The following is a 23,314-nucleotide window of genomic DNA, read 5'->3' as shown; positions in this document are numbered from 1 at the left end:
GCGATTATCCCAGGACCTCGACCAGCCGGTGCAACGCCTCACCGGTGGATTCGGCATCGGCCACCAGCGCCAGCCTGATGTAGCCGAGGCCCGGATTGAAGCCGTCGGCCTGCGGCCGCGCCAGGTAGCTGCCGGGCACCACGCGCACGCCGGCGTCGCGATACAGCCGCAGCGTCACCTCCTCGTCGCCGCCGCGCTCAGTGACGTCGAGCCAGACGCAGAAGCCGCCATCGGGCCGCCTGTAGCCATAGCGGTTGCCGATGATCTGGTCGGCGAGGTCGAACTTGGCGCGGTACAGCCGCCGGTTGTCCTCGACATGGGCCTCGTCGGCATAGGCGGCGACCGCCACGTGCTGCAGCGGCACCGGCACCTGCGGCGCCGCGACGTTGCGCAGCTCGTGAAAGCCCGCGAGGAATCGGCGGTCGCCGGCGGCGAAGCCGATCCGCATGCCCGGCACGTTGGAGCGCTTCGACAGTGACTGGAACGCGACCACATTGGTGTAGTCGGGCCCGGCATGCTCCAGCATGCTGCCGGGCGCCGCCTTCGTGTAGATCTCCGAATAGCATTCGTCGCTGAAGATCAGGAAGCCGTAGGCGTTGGCGAGCCGGACCAGCTTGCGCATATAGTCCGCTGATGCCACCGAGCCCTGCGGGTTGGCCGGCGTCGCAAGGTAGAACGCGATCGTGCGCGACAGCGTCGCCTCGTCGATCGCATCGAGGTCCGGCAGAAAGCCGTTCTCGCGCGTCGTCGGCAGATAGATGGAGTCGCAGCCGGCGGTGCGCGCGCCGACGCCATACACCGGATAGAACGGGTTCGGCATCAGGATCGCGGGCTTGCCGCGGCGCGGGCCGACGTGGCGGAGCGCGGCATGGGCGGCGAAGAACAGGCCCTCGCGGCTGCCGTTGAGGACCAGGATCTCGTGCTCGGGATCAACAGCGCGCGGCAGCGCGAATCGGCGCGACAGCCAGCCGGCGGCCGCCTTGCGGAACGGCTCGATGCCCTTGGCCGCGGGGTAGCGGCCGAACTCGGCGATGTGCTGGGCCAGCACCGGCCCGACGAAGCCCGGCACCGGATGCTGCGGCTCACCGACGGCGAGCGTGATCATCGGCTTGCCCGGCTTGTAGGGGGCGAGCAGCTCGTTCAGCCGCGCAAACGGCGAGCGTTCGCTCTCCGAATGGCTGGCGCCAGCGGGCGCGGGGGATGAAGCGGTCATTGCCATACGTAAAACGCGCGCCAAACCAGTGGAAGCCGCCGATCGCCCATGAACCGGTGCCTTTAGCGGTCACCATAGGTGGGGCGAGGTTAAGACGCGATTAACCATCGGCGCTGCCGCCCGTTTTGATCGGTTTTCCTGCCCCGATCCAGAGGCAATTTCGCAACAGCGGCGGACATTGTGGTGATTCGGGTGGGGCGGCGGGAACCGTAGGAGGGCAAGGCGACCGCCGAAGGCGGCGGCCTGCACACCGCCGCGCCGCGCATTCACGCTCAGACCGTGGGCATGGCGCTGCCGCGACCTCGGATGGAGCCGCGGCACTACCGCGCCTCTGCCCATCCTACGGGCCATCGGCTCGCGCGCGAGGGAAAAAGGGGCGGCCCGGTGCGCCGGAATATCAATGGGAATCTACGCGCACCGGGCCTTGGCCGAACTACTTGGGGGCTTAGTTCGGATGACGATCAATTAGCACCCTCGTTTTTCCCTCGTATTGCCAATTTCCGAAGATTTGTAGAATTTGATTTCGGAAGCCACCGAATGCGGCGCGGCCGGGCCGATTGCTTAACGGAGATGTCCGTCTCAGCCGTGGCTTTCCGGTCGCAGCGCGGGCGACGCACTTATTATCTGCTCATGCCCTCTGCCGCTCGGTTGGCCCGAGAATCTTGTCTGACCGGAAACACTCAGTCACATCCAGCATCATCAGACATTTCACGAAACGAGATCGGCGCATCGCGACCATCTTTGACGGGCATCAGCGATTCCGGTGGCGTGCCGACGAACGTCTGCGCGCCGAGGACTCTGACTTTCGAAAGAGCGTCGATGATGCGTCTGAGACTGCTGGGCGTGCTTGCCCTGATGCTGCTGGCCATGCCCGTTTCCTCGCTGCCCCGCATGGCCGCGGCGGCACCCGCCGTCGCCAGCGCGATCACCGTCGAGGGTAACAGGCGCGTCGAATCCGACACCATCCGCTCCTACTTTAAGCCGGGTCCCGCCGGCACGCTCGATGCCGGCCAGGTCGACGACGGCCTCAAGGCCCTGGTCCAGACCGGCCTGTTCGCCGACGTGAAGATCGACCGGCAGGGCGGCCGGCTGATCGTGCGCGTGGTCGAGAATCCCGTGATCGGCCGCGTCGCCTTCGAGGGCAACAAGAAGGTCAAGGACGAGCAGCTCACGGCGGAAGTGCAGTCGAAGCCGCGTGGCACGCTGTCCCGTCCGATGGTTCAGTCGGACGCGCAGCGGATCGCCGAGATCTACCGCCGCTCCGGCCGCTACGACGTCCGCGTCACGCCCGAGATCATCGAGCAGCCCAACAACCGCGTCGACCTCGTCTTCACGATCGAAGAGGGCGTCAAGACCGGTGTGAAATCGATCAGCTTCGTCGGCAACAACGCCTATTCCGCCGCGCGCCTGCGCGACGTGATCAAGACCCACCAGACGAACTGGCTCAGCTTCCTCGGCAACAACGACGTCTACGACCCCGATCGCGTCGAGGCCGATCGCGACCTGATCCGCCGCTTCTATCTGAAGAACGGCTATGCGGACGTTCAGGTCGTCGCGGCGCTCAGCGAATATGACCCGGACCAGAAGGGGTTCCTGGTCACGTTCCAGATCGAGGAGGGCCAGCAATACCGCGTCAGCTCGGTGCAGTTCCAGTCGAGCGTCGCGGCGCTCGACGCCAACACGCTGCGCGGCTATTCGCGCGTCAATGTCGGCGCGCTCTACAACGTCGAGCAGCTCGAGAAGTCGGTCGAGGAGATGCAGATCGAGGCCTCGCGTCGCGGCTTTGCCTTTGCCGTCGTGCGTCCGCGCGGCGACCGCAATCTGGAAGCGCATACGGTCGCGATCGTGTTCCAGGTCGACGAGGGCCCGCGCACCTATATCGAGCGCATCACCATCCGCGGCAACACCCGCACCCGCGACTACGTGATCCGGCGCGAGTTCGATCTGTCCGAGGGCGACGCCTACAACCGCGCGCTGGTCGATCGCGCCGAGCGCCGGCTGAAGAACCTGGATTTCTTCAAGGACGTGAAGATCACCGCAGAGCCGGGCTCGTCGAGCGACCGCGTCATCCTCGTGGTCAATCTGGAGGAAAAGTCGACCGGCGATTTCTCGATCTCGGGCGGCTATTCCACCACCGACGGCGCCCTGGCCGAGGTCTCGATCTCCGAGCGCAATTTCCTCGGCCGCGGCCTGTACGCCAAGGCGGCGGTCACCTACGGACAATATACCCGCGGCGTGTCGCTGTCCTTTGTCGAGCCCTATCTGCTGGACTACCGCGTGGCGCTCGGGCTGGACGTCTCCTATCGTCAGCAGCTCGCCAACAGCTATACGAGCTACGGCACGCGCACGATCGGCTTCAGCCCGCGGCTCGGCTTCCAGCTGCGCGAGGACCTGTCGCTGCAGCTGCGCTACTCGCTGTACCGGCAGGAGATCACGCTGCCGTCCTATCTGGCGAACTGCAACAACAACAACGCCAACGGCCTGCTCGCCTTCAATCCGACCCCGGCCTATATCCAGAGCGTGCTCGGCGGCGTCGATCCGACCAACGCGACCAGCTCCGGCGTCTATGGCTATGGCTGCTACGGCGACGGCGAATCCAGCCTGGCGGTGCGCAAGGAGCTGAATGACGGCGCCGCGCTGACCTCGGCGCTCGGCTACACTCTTACCTACAACACGCTCGACAACACCAAGAACCCGACCGACGGCCTGCTGATCGACTGGCGGCAGGATTTCGCCGGCGTCGGCGGCAATGTCAGCTATCTGAAGTCGGCGGTGGACGCGAAATATTACACCCCGCTGGTCGCCGATATCGTCAGCGTCATCCATCTGCAGGGCGGCATGCTGAACAAGATCGGCGACAAGGACCTGCGCATGCTCGACCACTACCAGATGGGCCCGACGCTGGTGCGCGGCTTCGCGTCCAACGGCATCGGGCCGCGCGACATCACCTATCGCAGCCTCGGCGCCACCGGCGATTCGCTGGGCGGCACCAAATATTGGGGCGCCTCCGCCGAGCTGCAGATGCCGTTCTGGTTCCTGCCCAAGGAAGTCGGCCTCAAGGGCGCCGTCTATGCCGACGCCGGCTCGCTGTGGGGCTATCAGGGCCCGACCTCCTGGGCCGCCACCGGCGAGGTCAATTCGGCCGCCTGCAAATGCGGCATGCTGTATGACGACAGCAAGGTCGTGCGCTCCTCCGTCGGCGTCGGCCTGATCTGGGCCTCCCCGTTCGGCCCGCTCCGCTTCGACTACGCGGTGCCGCTGTCCAAGGGCAAATACGACGTCACCCAGGAATTCCGGTTCGGCGGCGGCACGTCGTTCTGAGGGCGGGTGCAGATTGCCTGATCGATCCTTGAGCGTTTGAACCTCGCCCGCCAATTCCAACCGCGGTGCGCACCCCTCCCCCTTGCGGGGAGGGGTCGGGGGTGGGGGGTCCACGAATTCCGCTGCCGATGAGAGTCGATGCCCATGTCTTGATAGCGACGGGCCAGCCGTTTTGCTGATCGTACGACGCGCGCCACTGGATTCATCGCCCTGACCGACCGGGTTGATCCCTGACATTTTGGACCGGGCTGACTCCTGACAGTATTCGATCACTGCTGTTTTGTCTCCGCCGTTTCCTGCGCGACGCGGAGCCGCGCACGCGGCGGAGCAAAGCGCAGGAAACGGCGGTCGCGGTCGATGAGGCCGAGGTCTCGGCCGTAGAAGCGGACGATGTGGCTGTCGGTCTCATGCGAGATCGCGTGACGTCGCCCGCATTCCTCCCATGCGCAAACTGCCCGTCGTGTTAGTTTGTCGCGATATTCGGCCTTGTGCCGTCGGGCAAATCACCTGCACATTTCCGCGCGTCCCTGCTGCCGCATGAGGGGCGTGTCGCGACCGTCACGAGACGTTGGCAGTGGGATGCGATGGGCGTGTGTTGCTGCAGCGTGGATCAGTCTGCGCGGACGAACGGCGATGCACGCACGGTCAAGTCGCGCGGTCCTGATATCCCGACGCTGATATCAAGCGGGTGGCGATGCCCTGGCGTGTCGCGCTCGTGATGGTGGCCAGCAAGCCGGCGCACCAGGGAGAACGCGAAGCAGCCGTTAAAACCGTTGCGCAGGGAGGGCCGGGTGTGTTCGGCCAGACCTGTGGTACCTGCCGCCTGCATTTTCTTTCGCAGGCGGGCCACGGGCGCGGCCAGCGCCCGGCCTTCCCTGCGCCCTCTGTTTGTTTGAGGGCGATGAGTTTCAGCACAGCTCGGGCGCACCGTGTCGCGAGGATGAGACCGCACGATTTCAATCTGCTTTTCGGAGGCGGCGCTCGATGCGCCAACCTCCACTGTCGTCCCGGACAAGCGCGAAGCGCGCAGATCCGGGACCCATAACCACAGGGCTAAATTGTCGTGCTCGATACTGGCCGCCTGCCTGTTTCAGACATCACGCGGTATGGGTCCCCGCGTTCGCGGGGACGACACCGGTGGGGTCGCGCGTGATAGGCCCGCCCGACAGTGGTTATCCCGTGAGACCAGGCCCGAGGTCCTCTGTCGTTGTAGGGAACGTTCGGCATGTTTGATATGCAAGCCCCCTCAATCCCTGTTGCCCGGCGTCTGGATGAACCCACGATTCCAAGTCGGGCTGATCAGGATCTCGTTGATGCACACGCGCGGCGGCATGTTCGCGACGAAAGCAATGGTGCGGCCGAGATCCTCCGGCTGCAGCATCCGCGCCTGCTCCTCCGCGCTCGGCACCACCGGGCGCTGCTCCAGGATCGGCGTCGCGACTTCGCCCGGCATCAGGCAGCATGCGCGCAAGCCATTCACACATTCTTCCATGTTGAAGGAGTGCGTCAGCGCGAGCACCGCGTGCTTGGTCGAGGTGTAGGCCGGCCCCGGCATCTTCGAGACGTGGCGCCCGGCCCAGGACGAGACGTTGATGATGGTGCCGTCCGCTTGCGCGCGCATCGCCGGCAGCACCGCCTTCATGCAATACAGCACGCCGTTGAGATTGATCTCGACCAGCTGGTTCCAGCCGTCGAGCGTCATGTCGTCCCAGCGCCGCCTCGGCACGTTGACGCCGGCGGAGTTCACAAGGAGATCGATGCGGCCGTGCCGCATCAGGATGGCATCGGCGGCGGCCTGCACGTCCGCCGCCTTGGCGACGTCGAGCACGACAGCCTCGGCTGTGCCGCCGCTCGCCGCGACTCGCGCCACCACGGAGTCGAGCGCCGCCTTGCGACGGCCCGACACCACGACCGTCCAGCCATCGGACGCCAGCGCCAGCGCGCCGGCCTCGCCGATCCCCGTGCCGCCGCCCGTGATCCACGCGATCCGTTTCCCTTTGGTCATATCTTGGCGTCTCCCGTTGCCTTTGAAAGGGCGTTTTTGCTAAGGCAGCCTCGATCAGAGACGGCAACCCTGGCGACATCGCCGGTGCCATCCGCCGTCCCAGCCCTTTTCGTCTTCGTCGAGCATCATGTTCCGCAGGCTGGCACTGCCGGCGGGCCACCGCTCCAGGGGAATGTCGCATGAACCAAGCCGCCAACGCCAACCTGTTCTCCCGCCTGTTCGACGGTCTCGACGATCCCAGCCGTCTCGCGATCGAGACCCATGACGGCCAGCGCATCACCTACGGCGATCTGATCGCGCGTGCGGGCCAGATGGCGAACGTGCTGGTGGCCCGTGGCGTCAAGCCCGGAGATCGCGTGGCGGCGCAGACCGAGAAGTCGGTGTCCGGCCTGGTGCTCTATCTCGCCACGGTCCGCGCCGGCGGCGTCTATCTGCCGCTCAACACCGCCTACACGCTCAACGAGCTCGACTATTTCATCGGCGATGCCGAGCCGACCGTGGTGGTCTGCGATCCTGCCAAGGCCGAGGGCATCGGTGCGCTCGCGGCCAAGGTCGGCGCCAAGGTGGAGACACTGGATGCCTCCGGCAGGGGCTCGCTGACCGAGGCCGCCGACAAGGCGGAGACCGCGTTCACCACCGTGCCGCGCGGTGCCGATGATCTGGCGGCGATCCTCTATACGTCGGGCACGACCGGCCGCTCGAAGGGCGCGATGCTGTCTCACGACAATCTCGCCTCGAACTCGCTGACCCTGATCGACTACTGGCGCTTCACCAAGGACGACGTGCTGATCCACGCGCTGCCGATCTATCACACCCACGGCCTGTTCGTGGCCAGCAACGTGACGCTGTTCGCGCGGGCCTCGATGATCTTCCTGCCCAAGCTCGATCCCGACCTGATCATCAATCTGATGGCGCGCGCCACCGTGCTGATGGGCGTTCCGACCTTCTACACGCGGCTGTTGCAGAACCCGCGGCTGTCGAAGGAGACGACCAGTCACATGCGTCTCTTCGTCTCCGGCTCGGCGCCGCTGCTCGCCGACACGCACCGCGAATGGTTCGCGCGCACCGGCCATGCCGTGCTCGAGCGCTACGGCATGACCGAGACCAACATGAACACGTCGAACCCGTATGAGGGCGAGCGCGTGCCCGGCGCGGTCGGCTTCCCGCTGCCCGGAGTCTCGGTGCGCGTCACCGATCCGGAGACCGCGAAGGAGCTGGCGCGCGACGAGATCGGCATGATCGAGGTGAAGGGCCCGAACGTGTTCAAGGGCTATTGGCGCATGCCGGAGAAGACCAAGTCGGAATTCCGCGACGACGGTTTCTTCATCACCGGCGATCTCGGCAAGATCGACAAACAGGGCTACGTCCACATCGTCGGGCGCGGCAAGGATCTCGTGATCTCCGGCGGCTTCAACGTCTATCCGAAGGAGATCGAGAGCGAGATCGACGCCATGCCCGGCGTGGTCGAGTCCGCCGTCATCGGCGTGCCGCATCCTGATTTCGGCGAAGGTGTCACTGCCGTCGTGGTCCGCCATCCCGGCGCCGACGTCACCGAGGCGGGGGTGCTCGAGGGTCTCGACGGCCGACTGGCGAAATTCAAGATGCCCAAGCGCGTATTCGTGGTCGACGAGCTGCCGCGCAACGCGATGAGCAAGGTGCAGAAGAACGTGCTGCGTGATCAGTACAAGGACATTTATACGAAGTGACGGCGGCCTAGCGCCGTCGTCCGATCGCGAGGCCGGCGAGCGCGGCCAGCGGCGGCGCGGCGCAGATCAGCACGAATTCGAGCACGGCGAGCGAGGCAATCTCATGCTGGATGGCCAGCGCGAGACAGGCGGCGAACAGGCCGGCGGCGGCGAAGCCGAGCACGCAGGTCAGGGGCTCCTCGACGGGCTCGTGCGACGACACCTTGCGCGCCGGCAGTTCCGCCGGGCGTTCAGTGGCTGTCGGTCGCACCGTCGGCAGCGGCATCGAGGCTCCCTGCACCGCGTCTGTTGCACCTCGTCGAGACTAGGCTGCTTCGCCGGGTGGCGACATGCGGCAAAATCGACCGGCGGAGGGCCATGTGCGCGGCGAGGAACGCGGGAGATCGAGGCGCTTTTGCTGCCGCGCGGGCCGGCGCCGAGACAGGTTGTTGCTCCGCGTATCGCTCCGGGCAGGTTTGCAGAATCATCAGATGGCGCTGGCTGTTGTCGCGAAACCGCTCGCTCAGGACCATCGTTAAGCGGTGAATCAGTGCTCGGCGATCGGCGCTATTCAGCTGTTCCGCCACGTTGGCAACGGCCGGGGAGAGGAGGTAGCAATGAATAGTGGTTCGCTGCATCCAGTCGCGACCGGTTTCTGGTATACCACGGCGGCGATTGATCCTTTTCCTTCGGGCCGCCTAGTACTGAATCTGCGTTCTATTTTGAGCGATTTGTTCGTTGCAACGCCTGTTCCTTCTCCGTAAATAAAGGCCGCCTTGCCGATCCACACGGCCGCAAGCCCCCCGCGTTCACGGCCCACAAGAAATCATCAAAGCAACCAATGACAGCCAGGATCGAACGACCGCTTTCGCCGCATCTGCAAACCTACCGCTGGACGTTGACGATGATCCTCTCGATCGTCCATCGCGCCACCGGGGTTGCACTATATTTCGGGACGCTGCTGCTGGCCTGGTGGTTGATCGCCGCCGCGTCTGGTCCCAGCGCCTACTCCTACGTCCAGGGCTTCATGGGCAGCTTCCTCGGCCGCCTGATCGTGTTCGGCTACACCTGGGCGCTGCTGCACCACCTGCTGTCCGGCATCCGCCACTTCGTCTGGGACCTCGGCTACGGCTTCAAGCCCAATGAGCGCGAGGCGCTGACCTGGGGTGCCCTGATCGGCGGCATCACCTTGACCGTCCTGGTGTGGATCGTGGCTTACGCGGTGGGAGGCGGCCGATGAGCAACGCACGCGCGAAATCGATGCGGACCCCGCTCGGCCGCGTCCGCAACCTCGGCGCAGCGCATTCCGGCACCGGCGACTTCTGGCGCCAGCGCATCACCGCCGTCGCCATGACCCTGCTGATCGTGCCGGTCGTCGTGGTCGTGATCATGCTGCTCGGCCGCAACCAGGCCGGCGCGGTCCAGATCCTGGGCTCGATTCCGATCGCCGTGATCATGCTGCTGTTCGTGATCGCGAGCTGCTGGCACATGAAGATCGGCATGCAGGTCGTGATCGAGGACTACGTCCACAGCGAGCCGCTCAAGCTCGTTGCGATCATGGCCAACAACTTCTTCGCGGTGACCGTGGCGCTCGCCTCGATCTACGCCCTCATCAAACTGTCCACTGGAGTCTAGCCCATGGCCGGCGGAGCAAATGGCAGCGCGAACGGCGCGCCCGCGACGAACGGAAAAGCCTATCCGATCGAGGACCACACCTACGACGTCGTCGTGGTCGGTGCCGGTGGCGCGGGCCTGCGCGCCGTCGTCGGCTGCAGCGAGGCGGGCCTGCGCACCGCCTGCATCACCAAGGTGTTTCCGACCCGCTCGCACACCGTGGCGGCGCAGGGCGGCATCTCGGCCTCGCTCGGCAACATGCACCAGGACGACTGGCGCTGGCACATGTACGACACCGTCAAGGGGTCGGATTGGCTCGGCGACCAGGACGCGATCGAATACATGGTGCGCAACGCGCCCGAGGCCGTCTATGAGCTCGAGCATTGGGGCGTGCCGTTCTCGCGCACCGAGGACGGCAAGATCTACCAGCGGCCGTTCGGCGGCATGACCCTGGACTACGGCAAGGGCCAGGCGCAGCGCACCTGCGCCGCCGCCGACCGCACCGGCCACGCGATGCTCCACACGATGTACGGCCAGTCGCTGCGGCACGCCGCGGAGTTCTTCATCGAGTTCTTCGCCATCGACCTGATCATGGACGACCAGGGCGTCTGCCGTGGCGTCATCGCGCTGAAGCTCGACGACGGCACGCTGCACCGCTTCCGCGCACAGACCACGATCCTGGCGACGGGCGGCTATGGACGCGCCTTTGCCTCCTGCACCTCGGCGCACACCTGCACCGGTGACGGTGGCGGCATGGCGCTGCGCGCCGGCCTGCCGCTGCAGGACATGGAGTTCGTGCAGTTCCACCCGACCGGCATCTACGGCTCCGGCTGTCTGGTCACCGAAGGCGCGCGCGGCGAAGGCGGCTATCTCGTCAACGCCGAGGGCGAACGCTTCATGGAGCGCTACGCGCCATCCGCCAAGGACCTCGCCTCGCGCGACGTCGTCTCCCGCGCGATGACCATCGAGATCCGCGAAGGCCGCGGCGTCGGCCGGAAGAAGGACCACATCTTCCTGCATCTCGACCATCTCGATCCGAAGGTGCTGGCCGAGCGTCTGCCCGGCATCTCTGAATCGGCCAAGATCTTCGCCAATGTCGACGTCACCCGCGAGCCGATCCCGATCGTGCCGACGGTGCACTACAACATGGGCGGCATCCCGACCAACTATCACGCCGAGGTGCTGACCAAGAAGGACGGCGACGACAACGCGATCGTCCCCGGCCTGATGGCGGTGGGAGAGGCCGCCTGCGTCTCCGTGCACGGCGCCAACCGGCTCGGCTCGAACTCCCTGATCGACCTCGTGGTGTTCGGCCGCGCGGCGGCGCTGCGACTGGCGGAGAAGCTGACGCCGAACGGCAAGCAGCCGGACCTGCCGAAGGACTCCGCCGACAAGGCGCTCGGCCGGCTCGACCATTATCGCCATGCCTCCGGCGGCACGCCGACCGCGAAGCTGCGCGAGAGCATGCAGAACGTGATGCAGACCAACTGCGCCGTGTTCCGCACCGGCGAGGTGCTGCAGGAAGGCCATAACCTGATCCACAAGGTGTATGGCGGCATCGGCGACATCGCCGTGTCTGACCGCTCGCTGGTGTGGAATTCCGACCTGATCGAGACGCTCGAGTTCGACAATCTGATCGCGCAGGCGGTCGTGACGATGGACTCGGCCGTCAATCGCACCGAGAGCCGCGGCGCCCATGCGCGCGAGGATTTTCCGGATCGCGACGACACGAACTGGATGAAGCACACGCTGGCGTGGATCGACAGCAAGGACGGCAAGACGACGATCGATTACCGCCCGGTGCACAACTACACCATGACCAACGACGTGCAGTACATTCCGCCGAAGGCGCGCGTGTACTGATCGCGTGTGACCTGAGCCCGACCGTCAAACCCAAGAAGGCCTTCCGAAATGGCTGAGTTCGCACTTCCAAAGAATTCTCAGATCACCGGCGGCAAGACCTGGCCGAAGCCGGCCGGTGCCACCGAGGTTCGCGAGTTCAAGGTCTATCGCTGGAATCCGGACGACGGCAAGAATCCGAGCGTCGACACCTACTACGTCGACGTCAACGATTGCGGCCCGATGGTGCTCGACGGCCTCATCTGGATCAAGAACCACATCGATCCGTCGCTGACCTTCCGCCGCTCCTGCCGCGAGGGTGTGTGCGGCTCCTGCGCGATGAACATCGACGGCCAGAACACCCTGGCCTGCACCCGCTCGATGCACGACGTGAAGGACGGCGCGGTCAAGATCAATCCGCTGCCGCATCAGCCCGTCGTGAAGGACCTGGTGCCCGACCTCACCAATTTCTACGCGCAATACGCCTCGATCGAGCCCTGGCTGAAGACGACCTCGCCGACGCCGCAGAAGGAATGGCGGCAGAGCCACGAGGATCGCGAGAAGCTCGACGGCCTTTACGAGTGCATCCTGTGCGCCTGCTGCTCGACCTCGTGCCCGAGCTACTGGTGGAACAGCGAGCGTTATCTCGGACCCGCCGCGCTGCTGCAGGCGACGCGCTGGGTCAAGGACAGCCGCGACGAAGCCACCGGCGAGCGGCTCGACAATCTCGAGGACCCGTTCCGGCTGTACCGCTGCCACACCATCATGAACTGCGCCAAGGCCTGCCCGAAGGGGCTGAACCCCGCCGAGGCGATCGCGGAACTCAAGTTCAAGCTGGTCGAGCGGCAGATCTAGCCGGGCGGACAGCTTTACCGATCATGCGCCCGGAACCGGCACAAGTTCCGGGCGCAGCGAGTTTGTAGCCGCCGTCGATTGCGTTAAGCTTGTGGCCCTTTGAGGCCGGAGCGACCGTGCAGACCGCACAACGCAAATCGCTGACGATGCTGCGCTGGATGATGGTCGCGTCACTTGCGCTTCCTGTCGCTCTGTTCGTGATCGCGGCCTACGTCTCCCACGGCACGACATATGAGGAGGCCGATCGCGAGATCAGCCGCTCGCTCGAAATCGTCCACGAGCACGCGCTGAAGGTGTTCGAGACCATCGAGCGCAGCCTCTCGGAGATCGACGAGGTCGTCCGCGACCTGTCGGATGCCGACATCAAGGCGCGCGAGCAGGCGCTGCACGCCCGGTTGCGACAATTGTCGGACGCGCTGCCGCAAATGAAGTCCGCCTGGGTGTTCGACGCCAATGGCCGGCCGCTGGTCAACAGCATGATCTATCCGGCGCCGGACATGACGTTCCTCGACCGCGACTACTTCAGCGCCCACGTCAAGGACAGCATCGGCACCTTCATCGGCGCGCGGTTGACGCCGCGGCCGCCCTATCAGGGCGCGCCGTTCTTCAGCATCAGCCGCCGCCGCCAGAGCGACGACGGCAGCTTCACCGGTATCATCCAGGCCTCGGTGCTGCCGGATTATTTCGAGCACTTCTACGCCCGGATCGGCCGGGCGCCCGGCAGCTACTTCGCGCTGCGCCGCTTCGATGGTCTCATCCTGGCGCGCTTCCCGGGCGGCGGGAGAGGCGCGGCTGCAGGGCCCAGCGACATTCCCGCCGGGGCCGCAGATGCGGAGCAGCTCGTCACCGAGATATCGCCGGTCGATGGCGTCGAGCGTCTCGTCGGGTATCAGCGGCTCGGCGGCTATCCGGTCTACGTCTCGGCGGGGCTGGCGACGTCGACCATCCGCAACCGCTGGCTCGGCACGATCGGCCGGCACCTCATCTTCGGCATCCCGGCCACCGCGCTGCTCGTCGTCTTCCTGACCCTTGCCCAGCGGCGGACCGAGCGCCTGCATGTCGAGGCCGCCCGCCGCCTCGAGGCCGAGGATGCGCTCAAGCACGGCCAGCGCATGGAGGCGCTGGGACAACTGACCGGCGGCGTCGCGCACGACTTCAACAATCTGCTGACCGTGATCCGGGCCTCGGCCGACCTGTTGCGCCGGCCGGATCTGGCTGACGAACGGCGGCAGCGCTATATCGACGCGATCTCGGATACGGTGGCGCGCGCATCGAAGCTCACGGCGCAGCTCCTCGCGTTCGCCCGGCGCCAGACGCTGAAGCCCGAGGTCTTCGACATCGGCCGCAGCGTCGTCGCCCTGCGCGACATGACCAAGACCCTGGTCGGGTCACGCGTCGAGGTCGTGATCTCTGTTCCCGACGAGCCGTGCTACGTCAATTCCGACGCTGGCCAGTTCGAGACGGCGCTGATCAACCTGGCCGTCAATGCCCGCGACGCAATGGCCGGCCAGGGACGTCTCAGCATCACCGTCGCCCCCGCAGCGGCGCTGCCGACTCCGGCGGCGCCGCATGACCGTCCGCCGCTGGGCTATGTCGCCATCAACGTCCAGGACACCGGCGTCGGCATCCCGTCGGAGCATTTCGGACGCATCTTCGAGCCGTTCTTCACGACCAAGACCATCGGCCAGGGCACCGGCCTCGGCCTCTCGCAGGTGTTCGGCTTCGCCAAGCAGTCCGGCGGCGAAATCGGGGTCACGAGCGAGAAGGGCCGCGGCGCGACGTTCACGCTCTATCTGCCGCGCGTCGCTCCAGCCCAGGTACAGCGCGGCGAGGACGGCAGCCATGCCGAGCCGATCGGCGGTCGAGGCATGTCGGTGCTGGTGGTCGAGGACAACATCGACGTCGGCAGGTCGGCGACCGAAGCGCTGGCCGAGCTCGGCTATCGGACCACGCTGGTCGACAACGCCCGGGACGCGCTGGAGGAGCTGATCGGCGGCACCAGCCGATTCGACGTCGTCTTCACCGATGTCGTGATGCCCGGCATGACCGGGCTGGAACTTGCCGAGGAAATCAGGCGGCTCGAGCTCAACGTGCCGGTCGTGCTCGCGAGCGGTTACAGCCATGTGCTGGTGCAGCAGGGCACGCATGGCTTCGAGCTGTTGCGCAAGCCCTATTCGATCGAGGAATTGTCGCGCGTGCTGCACAAGGTCGTTCCGGTGCCGCTGTATCGCGCCCCACCCATGGCGCCGAACACGCAGGTGCCGTGAGACCGGCACGCATTGCGCGGGAACCCGGACGGGAACCTTCTGGTTGCGTTGCTGTTATCGCGCCATGGGACAGGTTCAGGACATCGCGCGGCCAGCGGCACATGCGCCCGAGAAGGCGCCGATCATCGAGATCGCGGCCGAGAATGGCGCTGAGGTCGAGCCGCCGCCGCCCGAATTGGTGGAGCCTGATCCGGAGCTGTCGCCCGAAGAGGCCGAGCAACTGCGCAAGCGCTATCTGCTGACCCGGTTCTGGATCAGCGCCCGCGGTTATTGGGGCCGGAGCGGCGACCGTCTGGCGTGGGCGTTCACGATCGGGCTGCTGGTCCTGATCGTTGCGACTGTCGGATTTCAGTATGGCATCAACGTCTGGAATCGGTCGATCTTCGACGCGATCGAGAAACGCGATTCGGCGACCGTCTTTCATCTCACCGCGATCTTCTTCCCGCTCGCGATCGGCAGCGTCATCCTCGGCGTCGCCCAGGTCTATGCGCGGATGGCGATCCAGCGGCGTTGGCGCGCGTGGCTGACCAACAGCGTCATCACCCGCTGGCTGACCAGCGGGCGCTACTATCAGCTCAATCTCGTCAGCGGCGACCACAAGAACCCGGAATACCGGATCGCCGAGGACCTGCGCGTCGCAACCGATTCGCCGGTCGACTTCATCGCCGGCGTGACCTCTGCGCTGCTGTCGGCCGCGACGTTCATCGTCGTGCTCTGGACCATCGGCGGCGCGCTGACGTTGCATCTCGGCGCGACCGAGATCACCATTCCCGGTTTTCTGGTCATTGCTGCGATCGTGTACGCCGCCATCGCCTCGGGCTCGATCATGACGATCGGCCGCCGCTTCGTGCAGGTGTCCGAGGACAAGAACCAGGCCGAGGCCGATTTCCGCTATACTCTGACCCGCGTCCGCGAAAACGGCGAGAGCATCGCCCTGCTCGGCGGCGAGACCGAAGAGCGCGCCGGCATCGACCGGACGTTCGGCAACGTGCTGCAGCAATGGGCGCGGCTCGCCGGCCAGCACATGCGCACCACGCTGGTGTCGCAGGGCTCCAGCCTCATCGCTCCGGTCGTGCCGCTGCTGTTGTGCGCGCCGAAATTTCTCGACGGCAGCATGACGCTCGGGCAGGTGATGCAGGCCGCGAGCGCGTTCACGATCGTGCAGACTGCGTTCGGCTGGCTGGTCGACAATTATCCGCGTCTCGCGGATTGGAACGCCTGTGCCCGCCGCATCGCCTCGCTGATGATGTCGCTCGACGCGCTGGAGCGTGCAGAGCGGGGCGACGGCATTGGCCGCATCAAGCGCGGCGAGACCGCCGGCGAAGCGATGCTCAGTCTGAATGATCTGCAGGTGACGCTCGACGACGGCACCGCCGTGGTCGGCGAAACCGAGGTCGTCGTCGATCCCGGCGAGCGCCTCCTGGTCGCCGGCGAATCCGGCACCGGCAAGAGCACGCTGGTGCGCGCCATTGCCGGCCTGTGGCCGTGGGGCGGCGGCAGCATCAACTTCCATCCCGACCGGCGGCTGTTCATGCTGCCGCAGCGCCCCTACGTGCCCTCGGGCAGCCTGCGCCGGGCCGTCGCCTATCCCGGCGCCGCCGAGGACTGGAGCGTGGCTCAGGTCGGCGAAGCCCTGCACAAGGTCGGGCTCGATCATCTCAAGGACAAGATCGAGGAGGAGGCGCCGTGGGACCAGACGCTCTCCGGCGGCGAGAAGCAGCGCCTCGCCTTCGCGCGCCTGCTGCTGCACAGTCCCGACATCGTCGTGCTCGATGAGGCGACGTCCGCGCTCGACGAGAAGAGCCAGGACAAGATGATGGAGATGGTGACGAGCGAGCTGCCGAAGGCGACCATCGTGAGCGTGGCGCACCGGGTGGAGCTGGAGGCCTTCCACAGCCGCAAGATCGTGCTCGAGCGGCGCAAGGGCGGCGCCAAGCTCGTCAGCGACATCGACCTCATTCCGCGCAAGGGGAAGCGTCGCCTCATCGGACGTTTCCTGCGCCAGCGCAAGGCAGCCTGAGCGCCTCGCGCCCCTGCCGCAGCGCTGTCCCGGTGACGACACAATGCGGACACGCCGCCTGCATTGGAGATCGCAGCGAAACCGGCTATCACACGTCGCCTTCAGCCCAGGACGCGACCTTGACGCCCGACAACGATCCTTCTCCGCCTCCCTTTGGTGCCTTCGCTCCCAACGCCGCCCAGGCGCTGGTGATCCGGCTGGCGCACGGCTCCGGGCTCAAGCGCGGCGTGTTCCGGCCGATGTTGACGCGCGTCGTCAATGTGCTCGGGGCGGGCCCCGTTGACGTCGGCTATCAGGGCGCCAGTTTCCGCTTCTACCATCAGCTCAGTGCGACCGAGCGCGGGGCGCTGTTCAATCCCGACTACAATCGCGAGGAGCTGGATTTCCTGCGCAGCCACGTTCCGCAGGGCGGCGTGGTGGTGGATATCGGCGCCAATGTCGGAACGTTCGCCTTGCCGCTGGCCCGTCACGTCGGGCCCGACGGCCTCGTGATCGCGGTGGAGCCGCATCCGGTCACGCATGCGCGGCTGAGCTTCAACCGTGCTGCGTCCGCGCTGTCGCAGGTCAGGCTGGTGGCAGCGGCCGCAGGCGACAGCGACGGCGAGGTGATGATCGAGACGGACGGTGACAATCTCGGCGCCAGCCATATCGTGATCGGCGAGGCCGGAGCGGAGGCATTCAAGGTCCCATCGTTGCGGCTGCAGACCATCCTCGAACAGGCCGGAGCGACCAAGGTCGACGCGCTGAAGATCGACGTGGAAGGTTTCGAGGACCGCGTGCTGACCTGCTTCTTCCGTGACGCGCCTGCCGCCTTGTGGCCGCGGGCGGTGGTCATCGAACATCTGTCGCGCGACGAATGGCAGAACGACTGCCTCGCCGACATGCTCGGCCGCGGTTACCGCGAGAGCGGCCGCACCCGCAGCAACACGCTGCTGCTGCGCGGCTGAACCGCGCATCCGTCCGCTTTCCCTGCTACGTCCGGAACGCGGCGCCCCACGCTGCGTTGTCGGCCCTGACATCAAGGGAGCCGGCCATGAGCAATGACGACGCGCGCGATCAGGATCGCGTTTGGGACCTGATGAAGAAGATCGGATTTGCGATGCTGGTCACCCGCGACGGTGACAGGCTGCGAGCACGGCCGATGAGCGCCTATCTCGCGCGCGACGAGAACATGATCTATTTCCTCACCGACGCGCGGCGTCACAAGGACGAGGAGATCGCGCGGTCGCCGCAGATCAATCTGTCGTTTGCGGACGCCGGAGCCCAGAAATACGTCTCGCTGACGGGCACGGCAGCCGTCTCCAACGATCGCGGCAAGATCCGGGAGCTCTTCTCGACGCCGGCCAAGGCTTGGTGGGACAGCGCCGAGGATCCGAACATCCGCCTGTTGAAGATCACGCCTGATGACGCCGAGTTCTGGGATTCGCCCGGCACGGTCGTGAGCTACGTCAAGATGGCGGCGGCCGCGGTGACCGGCACGCGTCCCGACCTCGGCGACAACCGCAAGGTCGCGATGTGATGCCGATCGAACCGCCAGAGATTCCGCCGGCGACGCCGGGCCATCCGGTTGAACCGCCGCAGGAAGACCCGGTCGGCAATCCGCAGCCCGACATTCCGCCGCCGGTGTACGAGCCTGATGCGCCGGCGCCGCCGCGCGAGCTGCCAGGGCCGACGCCGGACGAAATCCCCGGCCGAGGGCCGCTCGGTCCCACCACACCGAATCCGGCCACGGATTGACCGCGATTGGACGGTCATGATGATCGCCTGCCAAGGGCTTGGCCGCGAGCCGGTCCGCATCTCTGCGGTTACGCCAAGCCCTTGAAAATCAAGGCTGAATGAAACCTGAATGGCGGCCCTGCGGTGGTGGCTTCGCGTCGAAATAAATCCGCCTGCGGATTTGAACTGCGCCACAATCCGGCCTAACCCATACTCGTTGATCTCTCCGTGCTTGAAAAAGATCGTTCCGGGAAAACAAGACACATGAGCAAACTTCGCGTCCTGCTGCTGGCGACGACTGCGCTGTCGGCGATGCAACTGATGAGCTCCGGCTCCCACGCGCAGAGCGCGCCGATGATCATGGCGCAAGGTCCAGGCGGCCCCGGCGGCGAGGTCGGCCCGGACGGTCGGCCCAAGCAGCCGCCGCATGGTCAACCGCCAGGCCCGCCTCAGCGGCCGGCTGGCCCGCCGCCGGCCGCTGCACCGCCCCATCAGGCACCGCCTGCGCCGCCGCCCGCGGCGGCTCCGCCGCGTCCTGCTCCCCCACCGCCTCCCCCGGCTGCGGCACCGCGTCCCGCGCCGCCACCTCCCCCGCCGCCACCCCGTGCGGAGCCACCGCGCCCCGCGCCCCCGCCGCCGGCGGCTCCCCCGCGTCCGACACCGCCGCCGCCCCCGGTCGCAGCGCCTCCGGCGCATCCGCCGGCCCCGCCGCCCGTGGTGCGCGAGCCTCCGCGTCCAGCAACTCCGCCCGCTCCGCCGCCGCCCGCGGCGGCACCATCGCGGCCAACGCCGCCTGCGCCGCCCGTGGTAGCTCCGCCCCCGCCGCCGAGTGCTGCGCCGAATCAGCGGCCAGGAACCCCGCCGCCTCCGGCTGGCGCAACACCGCCCCATTCGCCGCCACCCGCCGCGGGCCCGTCGCCGCAACCCTCGGCCGCGCCTACTCCACCGTCCGGTGGACCAGGAGGCCGTCCGGGCGCTGGCGGCCCGCCGCCCGGTTCCCCGCAAGGCGGACCCCCGCCGCGCGGGGCTCCGATCCCGCCCGCCGGCACCGTCGCGCCTGCTCCGGGAACTCCGCCGGCGCCACCCGCGCCTCCGGCCGGCCAGACGCCGTCACAGCAAGGCACGCCGCCCGTCGCCGGCAGCCCGCCCGGCGGACGTCCGGGAACGCCCCCGGGTGCCCCGGGGGCGGCGCCCCCGGCGGCAGGTCCCGGTGCTGCTGGACCCGGACCGGGACCCGCCGGCGCGCCGCAGGCCGGGCCGGGCGCCGTGCCGCCTGCCGGTCCCCCGGCCATGTCCAATCGGCCGCCGCCGCAGGTCGCCGCGCCACTTCCGGCGCCGCCCCCGCCGACGCCCCAGCAGCTCACGCCGATCGCACCGGGCGCTCCGATGCCCGGGCCGCAGCGGCTGGAAGACTTCCGCGGCCAGCGCCGCGAGGTTCAGGAGGGTGGTCGCACGGTGATCTACGAGCCCGGCCGCGTCATTGTCCGCGACCCGAGCGGACAAGAGTTCGTGCGCCACGATGAGCTCGAGCGCTTCCGCTACGGCGCGCGGGACATCCGCGTCCAGCAGGAGCGTGGCGAGACCCGCACCGTCGTGATCCGTCCCGACGGCAGCCAGATCGTGACGGTCACCGCGCCCGACGGCCGGCTGTTGCGGCGCATCCGCCGCGACATCGGCGGCCGCGAGATCATCATCATCGACAACACCTATCGCGATCCGGCTGCGGTCGGCGGCTTCTATGTCGAGTTGCCGCCGCCGGAGATCCGCATCCCCTACAACCGCTACATCGTCGACGCCGAAGAGGCGCCGCCGGATGTCATCTACGACACGCTGATCGCGCCGCCTGTCGAGCGCGTCCAGCGCCGCTATTCGCTGGACGAGGTGCGCTACTCGCCATCGGTGCGCCAGCTGATGCCGTCGATCGATCTCAACACCATCACCTTCGAAACGGGATCATGGGAGATCAGTCCCGACCAGGTGGCGAAGCTGCAGGTCATCGCCGACGGTCTCAACCAGGCGATCCAGCGCAACCCGCGCGAGGTCTTCTTGATAGAAGGCCACACCGACGCGGTCGGTAACGATACCGACAATCTGTCGCTGTCGGATCGCCGCGCCGAATCGGCCGCCACCTTGCTGACGCAGCAGTTCGGCGTGCCCGCCGAGAACCTGACGTCGCAGGGTTACGGCGCGCAGTACCTGAAGGAGCAGACGCAGGGACCGAGCCGCATCAACCGGCGCGTCACGGTCCGCCGCATCACGCCGCTGCTCAACGGCGGTCAGGCCGCACTGCCTCCGCCGCCTCCGGGCGTGGCGCCGCCGCGATGAGCTGATCCCAACGACGAATGCAAATGGCCGGGAGCAATCCCGGCCATTTTTCGTTGGAGGCAATCTGTCGCGGCCAACTCGATGTCTTCCCGCGAACGCGGGGACCACATACTCCCAGGGTGTAGTTTTGCGACGGCTGGAGCGACACCCAGCCCTCACCACGCCAGCCAGTGGGTCCATGCGTTCGCAGGGACGGCACCGGTGATTGTCGCGCGAGCCCAGCAGGCCTCGCTCAGCCCTTGTCGTGGCCGAGCTGGAAGATCTCCGCGCCGTCCGAACCCGACAGCAGCCCGGTGTCCGAATAGAGCTTCAGCTTGGAGCGGGTGTCGGTGATGTCGAGATTGCGCATCGTCAGCTGGCCGATGCGGTCGGCCGGCGTGAAGGCGGCGTCCTCGACCTTCTCCATGCTCAGCCGCTCCGGCTGGTAGGTCAGGTTGGGGCTCTCGGTGTTGAGGATCGAGTAGTCGTTGCCGCGGCGCAGCTCCAGCGTCACCTCGCCGGTGACGGCGCGCGCCACCCAGCGCTGCGCCGTCTCGCGCAGCATCAAAGCCTGCGAATCGAACCACCGGCCCTGGTAGAGCAGGCGTCCCAGGCGCATGCCGCTGATGCGGTACTGTTCGATCGTATCCTCGTTGTGGATGCCGGTGACGAGCCGCTCATAGGCGATGTGCAGCAGCGCCATGCCCGGCGCCTCGTAGATGCCGCGGCTCTTGGCCTCGATGATGCGGTTCTCGATCTGGTCGCTCATCCCGAGACCATGGCGACCGCCGACCGCGTTCGCCTCCAGGAACAGCGCCACGGCGTCGCCGAAAGTCTGGCCGTTCAGCGCGACCGGCTGGCCCTCCTCAAAGCGGACGACGACGGTTTCCGGCTTGACCACACAGTCCTCGCGCCAGAACGGCACGCCCATGATCGGGTTGACGATGCGGATGCCGCTGTCGAGGCTCTCGAGATCTTTGGCCTCGTGGGTGGCGCCGAGCAGGTTGCTGTCGGTCGAGTACGCCTTCTCGGCGCTCATCTTGTAATTGAAGCCGTTGGCGGTCAGGAACGCCGACATCTCGGCGCGGCCGCCGAGCTCGTCGATGAACTGCTGGTCGAGCCAGGGCTTGTAGATCTTGAGGTTTGGATTGGTCAGCAGGCCGTAGCGATAGAACCGCTCGATGTCGTTGCCCTTGTAGGTCGACCCGTCGCCCCAGATGTTGACGCCGTCCTCCTTCATCGCGGCGACCAGCATGGTGCCGGTGACGGCGCGGCCGAGCGGGGTGGTGTTGAAATAGGTGATGCCGCCGGTCGAGATGTGGAAGGCGCCGGACTGGATCGCGGCGATGCCCTCATGCACCAGCTGGGTGCGGCAATCGACCAAGCGCGCCTTCTCGGCGCCGAAGCTCAGCGCCTTGCGCGGGATCTCGTCATAGTCGGACTCGTCGGGCTGGCCGAGATTGGCGGTGTAGGCGAAGCAGCGCGCGCCCTTCTGCTTCATCCAGAGCAGCGCGGCGCTGGTGTCGAGGCCGCCGGAAAAGGCGATGCCGACTTTCTCGCCCTTGGGCAGGCTTTTCAGGATCGTGGTCATGGGGAGTCCAACCAGTGTTTAGGGCTATGCCGCTCAGAAATTCGGGCGCGGATAGCAGATTTCGCCCCGCTCGGCACGCGATTAATCGCCTTCACGCCGCGCTCAGGCCGCGGGGCTGGTGCCGGGCTGGCGGCGGCCGAACAGCCGGCGCATCAGCCGGAAGCCCGGCCAGGCGAAGCGGGTCAGGGCGGCGTCGATGCCGGCGTCGGTGAGCCGGGTGGACGGCCAGCGGTAGATGTAGCCGTGCAGCAGCCAGATCACGATGAAAGTGACGAGGCCGGCCGCGGCGATATCGGTGAAGAAATGTCCGCCGAACGCCATCCGCAGCACCGAGGTGGCGATGCCGAACAGGACGGCGGCGCCGTAGGCGACGGGCCGGATGGCGGGCGGCGTCAGCGCGGCCGGCGCCAGGGTCCAGAACGCGGTCGCGCCCTCGCCGGAGAAGAACGAGCAGTTGCGGCCGCAGCCGCCGCGCGGATCCCACCACGGCACGAACTGCATGTCGCCGCCGAACTCGGTCACGACGACCGGGCGCGGCCGGCCCCAATAGGATTTGAAGGTGAAGTTGGTGAGCACGCCGGCCGACAGCGACAAGGTCAGCAGCAGGAACGCCATGGTGCGGCCCTTCACCAGCAGCGGCCGGTCGGGACGGGTGAGCTTCACCACCAGCGCAACGATGGACGGCAGCGCGATGCCCCAGGCAACCCACATCGCGGCATCGCGCGCGAACGCGGCATAGCCGTCGAGCTTCACGGGGAAGCTGCGCGTGTGGGAATCGTAGAACAGCGCGGCGAGCTTGAGGTCGAGCTCGGGATAGACGCCGAACAGCACGCCGATGACGAGCGCGAGCGACAATGCGATGAAGAGTCCAGTGCGGTTCATGG

The 23,314-nt window shown here is 66.9% G+C and carries 18 protein-coding genes; 12 read left to right on the top strand and 6 right to left on the bottom strand.

Features of this window, described 5'->3' with window-relative positions; genetic code table 11:
- Positions 1–4 precede the first annotated feature (4 nt).
- Both QW845_RS06905 and QW845_RS06900 read right to left on the bottom strand, forming a co-directional pair.
- The gene (locus tag QW845_RS06905; protein ID WP_315800858.1) at positions 5–1,219 is read right to left on the bottom strand and encodes an aminotransferase class I/II-fold pyridoxal phosphate-dependent enzyme; all 1,215 of its coding nucleotides are present in this window, start codon (positions 1,217–1,219) and stop codon (positions 5–7) included.
- 674 nt (positions 1,220–1,893) lie between these two features.
- Positions 1,894–2,082, bottom strand: coding sequence for a hypothetical protein (locus tag QW845_RS06900; RefSeq protein ID WP_315800934.1), 189 nt, complete (start codon positions 2,080–2,082; stop codon positions 1,894–1,896).
- On the opposite strand from QW845_RS06900, the gene bamA reads away from it, so the two are divergent.
- Entirely contained in the window at positions 2,033–4,534 is a 2,502-nt protein-coding gene (gene bamA / locus QW845_RS06895) for an outer membrane protein assembly factor BamA (protein WP_315800857.1), read from the top strand. The two genes, QW845_RS06900 and bamA, sit on opposite strands and share 50 nt — an antisense overlap.
- Before the next feature lie 1,246 nt (positions 4,535–5,780).
- Here bamA and QW845_RS06890 read toward each other — a convergent pair.
- Positions 5,781–6,539, bottom strand: a complete 759-nt coding sequence (locus QW845_RS06890) for an SDR family oxidoreductase (RefSeq protein ID WP_315800856.1) — start codon at positions 6,537–6,539, stop codon at positions 5,781–5,783.
- Between the two features lie 179 nt (positions 6,540–6,718).
- On the opposite strand from QW845_RS06890, the gene QW845_RS06885 reads away from it, so the two are divergent.
- The gene (locus QW845_RS06885) at positions 6,719–8,245 is read left to right on the top strand and encodes a malonyl-CoA synthase (protein WP_315800855.1); all 1,527 of its coding nucleotides are present in this window, start codon (positions 6,719–6,721) and stop codon (positions 8,243–8,245) included.
- 7 nt (positions 8,246–8,252) lie between these two features.
- Here the strand turns inward: QW845_RS06885 and QW845_RS06880 are convergent, their stop codons facing one another.
- Positions 8,253–8,510 (bottom strand): hypothetical protein, encoded by a 258-nt coding sequence (locus QW845_RS06880; protein ID WP_315800854.1) that lies wholly within the window; start codon positions 8,508–8,510, stop codon positions 8,253–8,255.
- Positions 8,511–9,065: 555 nt separating this feature from the next.
- Between QW845_RS06880 and sdhC the strand changes: the two genes are divergently transcribed.
- The 10 genes from sdhC (at position 9,066) to QW845_RS06830 (ending at position 20,860) form a co-directional block, all read left to right on the top strand.
- Positions 9,066–9,464: a succinate dehydrogenase, cytochrome b556 subunit gene (gene sdhC / locus QW845_RS06875; RefSeq protein ID WP_315800853.1), complete on the top strand. Its 399-nt coding sequence runs from the start codon at positions 9,066–9,068 to the stop codon at positions 9,462–9,464.
- A gap of 20 nt (positions 9,465–9,484) precedes the next feature.
- Complete coding sequence (gene sdhD, locus QW845_RS06870) at positions 9,485–9,859, top strand: succinate dehydrogenase, hydrophobic membrane anchor protein (RefSeq protein WP_315800930.1); 375 nt, start codon at positions 9,485–9,487, stop codon at positions 9,857–9,859.
- A gap of 3 nt (positions 9,860–9,862) precedes the next feature.
- Positions 9,863–11,701 carry a succinate dehydrogenase flavoprotein subunit gene (gene sdhA / locus QW845_RS06865; RefSeq protein WP_315800852.1) on the top strand — a complete coding sequence of 613 codons (1,839 nt, stop codon included), beginning with the start codon at positions 9,863–9,865 and terminating at the stop codon, positions 11,699–11,701.
- Positions 11,702–11,749: 48 nt separating this feature from the next.
- Positions 11,750–12,532, top strand: a complete 783-nt coding sequence (locus QW845_RS06860) for a succinate dehydrogenase iron-sulfur subunit (protein ID WP_315800851.1) — start codon at positions 11,750–11,752, stop codon at positions 12,530–12,532.
- A gap of 116 nt (positions 12,533–12,648) precedes the next feature.
- A complete protein-coding gene (locus QW845_RS06855) occupies positions 12,649–14,799 on the top strand; it encodes an ATP-binding protein (protein ID WP_315800850.1) in 2,151 nt (716 codons plus the stop codon).
- Between the two features lie 64 nt (positions 14,800–14,863).
- On the top strand, positions 14,864–16,819 hold the full coding sequence (locus tag QW845_RS06850) for an ABC transporter ATP-binding protein/permease (protein WP_315800849.1): 1,956 nt from the start codon (positions 14,864–14,866) through the stop codon (positions 16,817–16,819).
- Between the two features lie 119 nt (positions 16,820–16,938).
- Entirely contained in the window at positions 16,939–17,766 is an 828-nt protein-coding gene (locus QW845_RS06845) for an FkbM family methyltransferase (protein WP_315800848.1), read from the top strand.
- Positions 17,767–17,852: 86 nt separating this feature from the next.
- Positions 17,853–18,338: a pyridoxamine 5'-phosphate oxidase family protein gene (locus tag QW845_RS06840; RefSeq protein ID WP_315800847.1), complete on the top strand. Its 486-nt coding sequence runs from the start codon at positions 17,853–17,855 to the stop codon at positions 18,336–18,338.
- A complete protein-coding gene (locus QW845_RS06835) occupies positions 18,338–18,556 on the top strand; it encodes a hypothetical protein (protein WP_315800846.1) in 219 nt (72 codons plus the stop codon). Before QW845_RS06840 ends, QW845_RS06835 begins: the two co-directional genes overlap by 1 nt.
- A 243-nt stretch (positions 18,557–18,799) precedes the next feature.
- Positions 18,800–20,860, top strand: a complete 2,061-nt coding sequence (locus QW845_RS06830) for an OmpA family protein (protein ID WP_315800845.1) — start codon at positions 18,800–18,802, stop codon at positions 20,858–20,860.
- A 232-nt stretch (positions 20,861–21,092) separates the two neighbouring features.
- Here QW845_RS06830 and argG read toward each other — a convergent pair whose 3' ends face one another.
- Entirely contained in the window at positions 21,093–22,430 is a 1,338-nt protein-coding gene (argG, locus tag QW845_RS06825; RefSeq protein ID WP_315800844.1) for an argininosuccinate synthase, read from the bottom strand.
- A 102-nt stretch (positions 22,431–22,532) separates the two neighbouring features.
- On the bottom strand, positions 22,533–23,312 hold the full coding sequence (locus QW845_RS06820; protein WP_315800843.1) for a phosphatase PAP2 family protein: 780 nt from the start codon (positions 23,310–23,312) through the stop codon (positions 22,533–22,535).
- Positions 23,313–23,314: the final 2 nt, after the last annotated feature.

It is taken from the genome of Bradyrhizobium sp. SZCCHNS3002 (assembly GCF_032377435.1).
Taxonomy (GTDB): domain Bacteria; phylum Pseudomonadota; class Alphaproteobacteria; order Rhizobiales; family Xanthobacteraceae; genus Bradyrhizobium.
This window is presented reverse-complemented; position numbering and strand designations above follow the sequence as displayed.

Bases quoted from the DNA above. Each gene is read 5' to 3' on its own strand.
- QW845_RS06905 (WP_315800858.1), bottom strand. From the start codon at position 1,219: ATGGCAATGACCGCTTCATCCCCCGCGCCCGCTGGCGCCAGCCATTCG.
- bamA (WP_315800857.1), top strand. From the start codon at position 2,033: ATGATGCGTCTGAGACTGCTGGGCGTGCTTGCCCTGATGCTGCTGGCC.
- QW845_RS06900 (WP_315800934.1), bottom strand. From the start codon at position 2,082: ATGGCCAGCAGCATCAGGGCAAGCACGCCCAGCAGTCTCAGACGCATC.
- QW845_RS06890 (WP_315800856.1), bottom strand. From the start codon at position 6,539: ATGACCAAAGGGAAACGGATCGCGTGGATCACGGGCGGCGGCACGGGG.
- QW845_RS06885 (WP_315800855.1), top strand. From the start codon at position 6,719: ATGAACCAAGCCGCCAACGCCAACCTGTTCTCCCGCCTGTTCGACGGT.
- QW845_RS06880 (WP_315800854.1), bottom strand. From the start codon at position 8,510: ATGCCGCTGCCGACGGTGCGACCGACAGCCACTGAACGCCCGGCGGAA.
- sdhC (WP_315800853.1), top strand. From the start codon at position 9,066: ATGACAGCCAGGATCGAACGACCGCTTTCGCCGCATCTGCAAACCTAC.
- sdhD (WP_315800930.1), top strand. From the start codon at position 9,485: ATGCGGACCCCGCTCGGCCGCGTCCGCAACCTCGGCGCAGCGCATTCC.
- sdhA (WP_315800852.1), top strand. From the start codon at position 9,863: ATGGCCGGCGGAGCAAATGGCAGCGCGAACGGCGCGCCCGCGACGAAC.
- QW845_RS06860 (WP_315800851.1), top strand. From the start codon at position 11,750: ATGGCTGAGTTCGCACTTCCAAAGAATTCTCAGATCACCGGCGGCAAG.
- QW845_RS06850 (WP_315800849.1), top strand. From the start codon at position 14,864: ATGGGACAGGTTCAGGACATCGCGCGGCCAGCGGCACATGCGCCCGAG.
- QW845_RS06840 (WP_315800847.1), top strand. From the start codon at position 17,853: ATGAGCAATGACGACGCGCGCGATCAGGATCGCGTTTGGGACCTGATG.
- QW845_RS06835 (WP_315800846.1), top strand. From the start codon at position 18,338: ATGCCGATCGAACCGCCAGAGATTCCGCCGGCGACGCCGGGCCATCCG.
- QW845_RS06830 (WP_315800845.1), top strand. From the start codon at position 18,800: ATGAGCAAACTTCGCGTCCTGCTGCTGGCGACGACTGCGCTGTCGGCG.
- argG (WP_315800844.1), bottom strand. From the start codon at position 22,430: ATGACCACGATCCTGAAAAGCCTGCCCAAGGGCGAGAAAGTCGGCATC.
- QW845_RS06820 (WP_315800843.1), bottom strand. From the start codon at position 23,312: ATGAACCGCACTGGACTCTTCATCGCATTGTCGCTCGCGCTCGTCATC.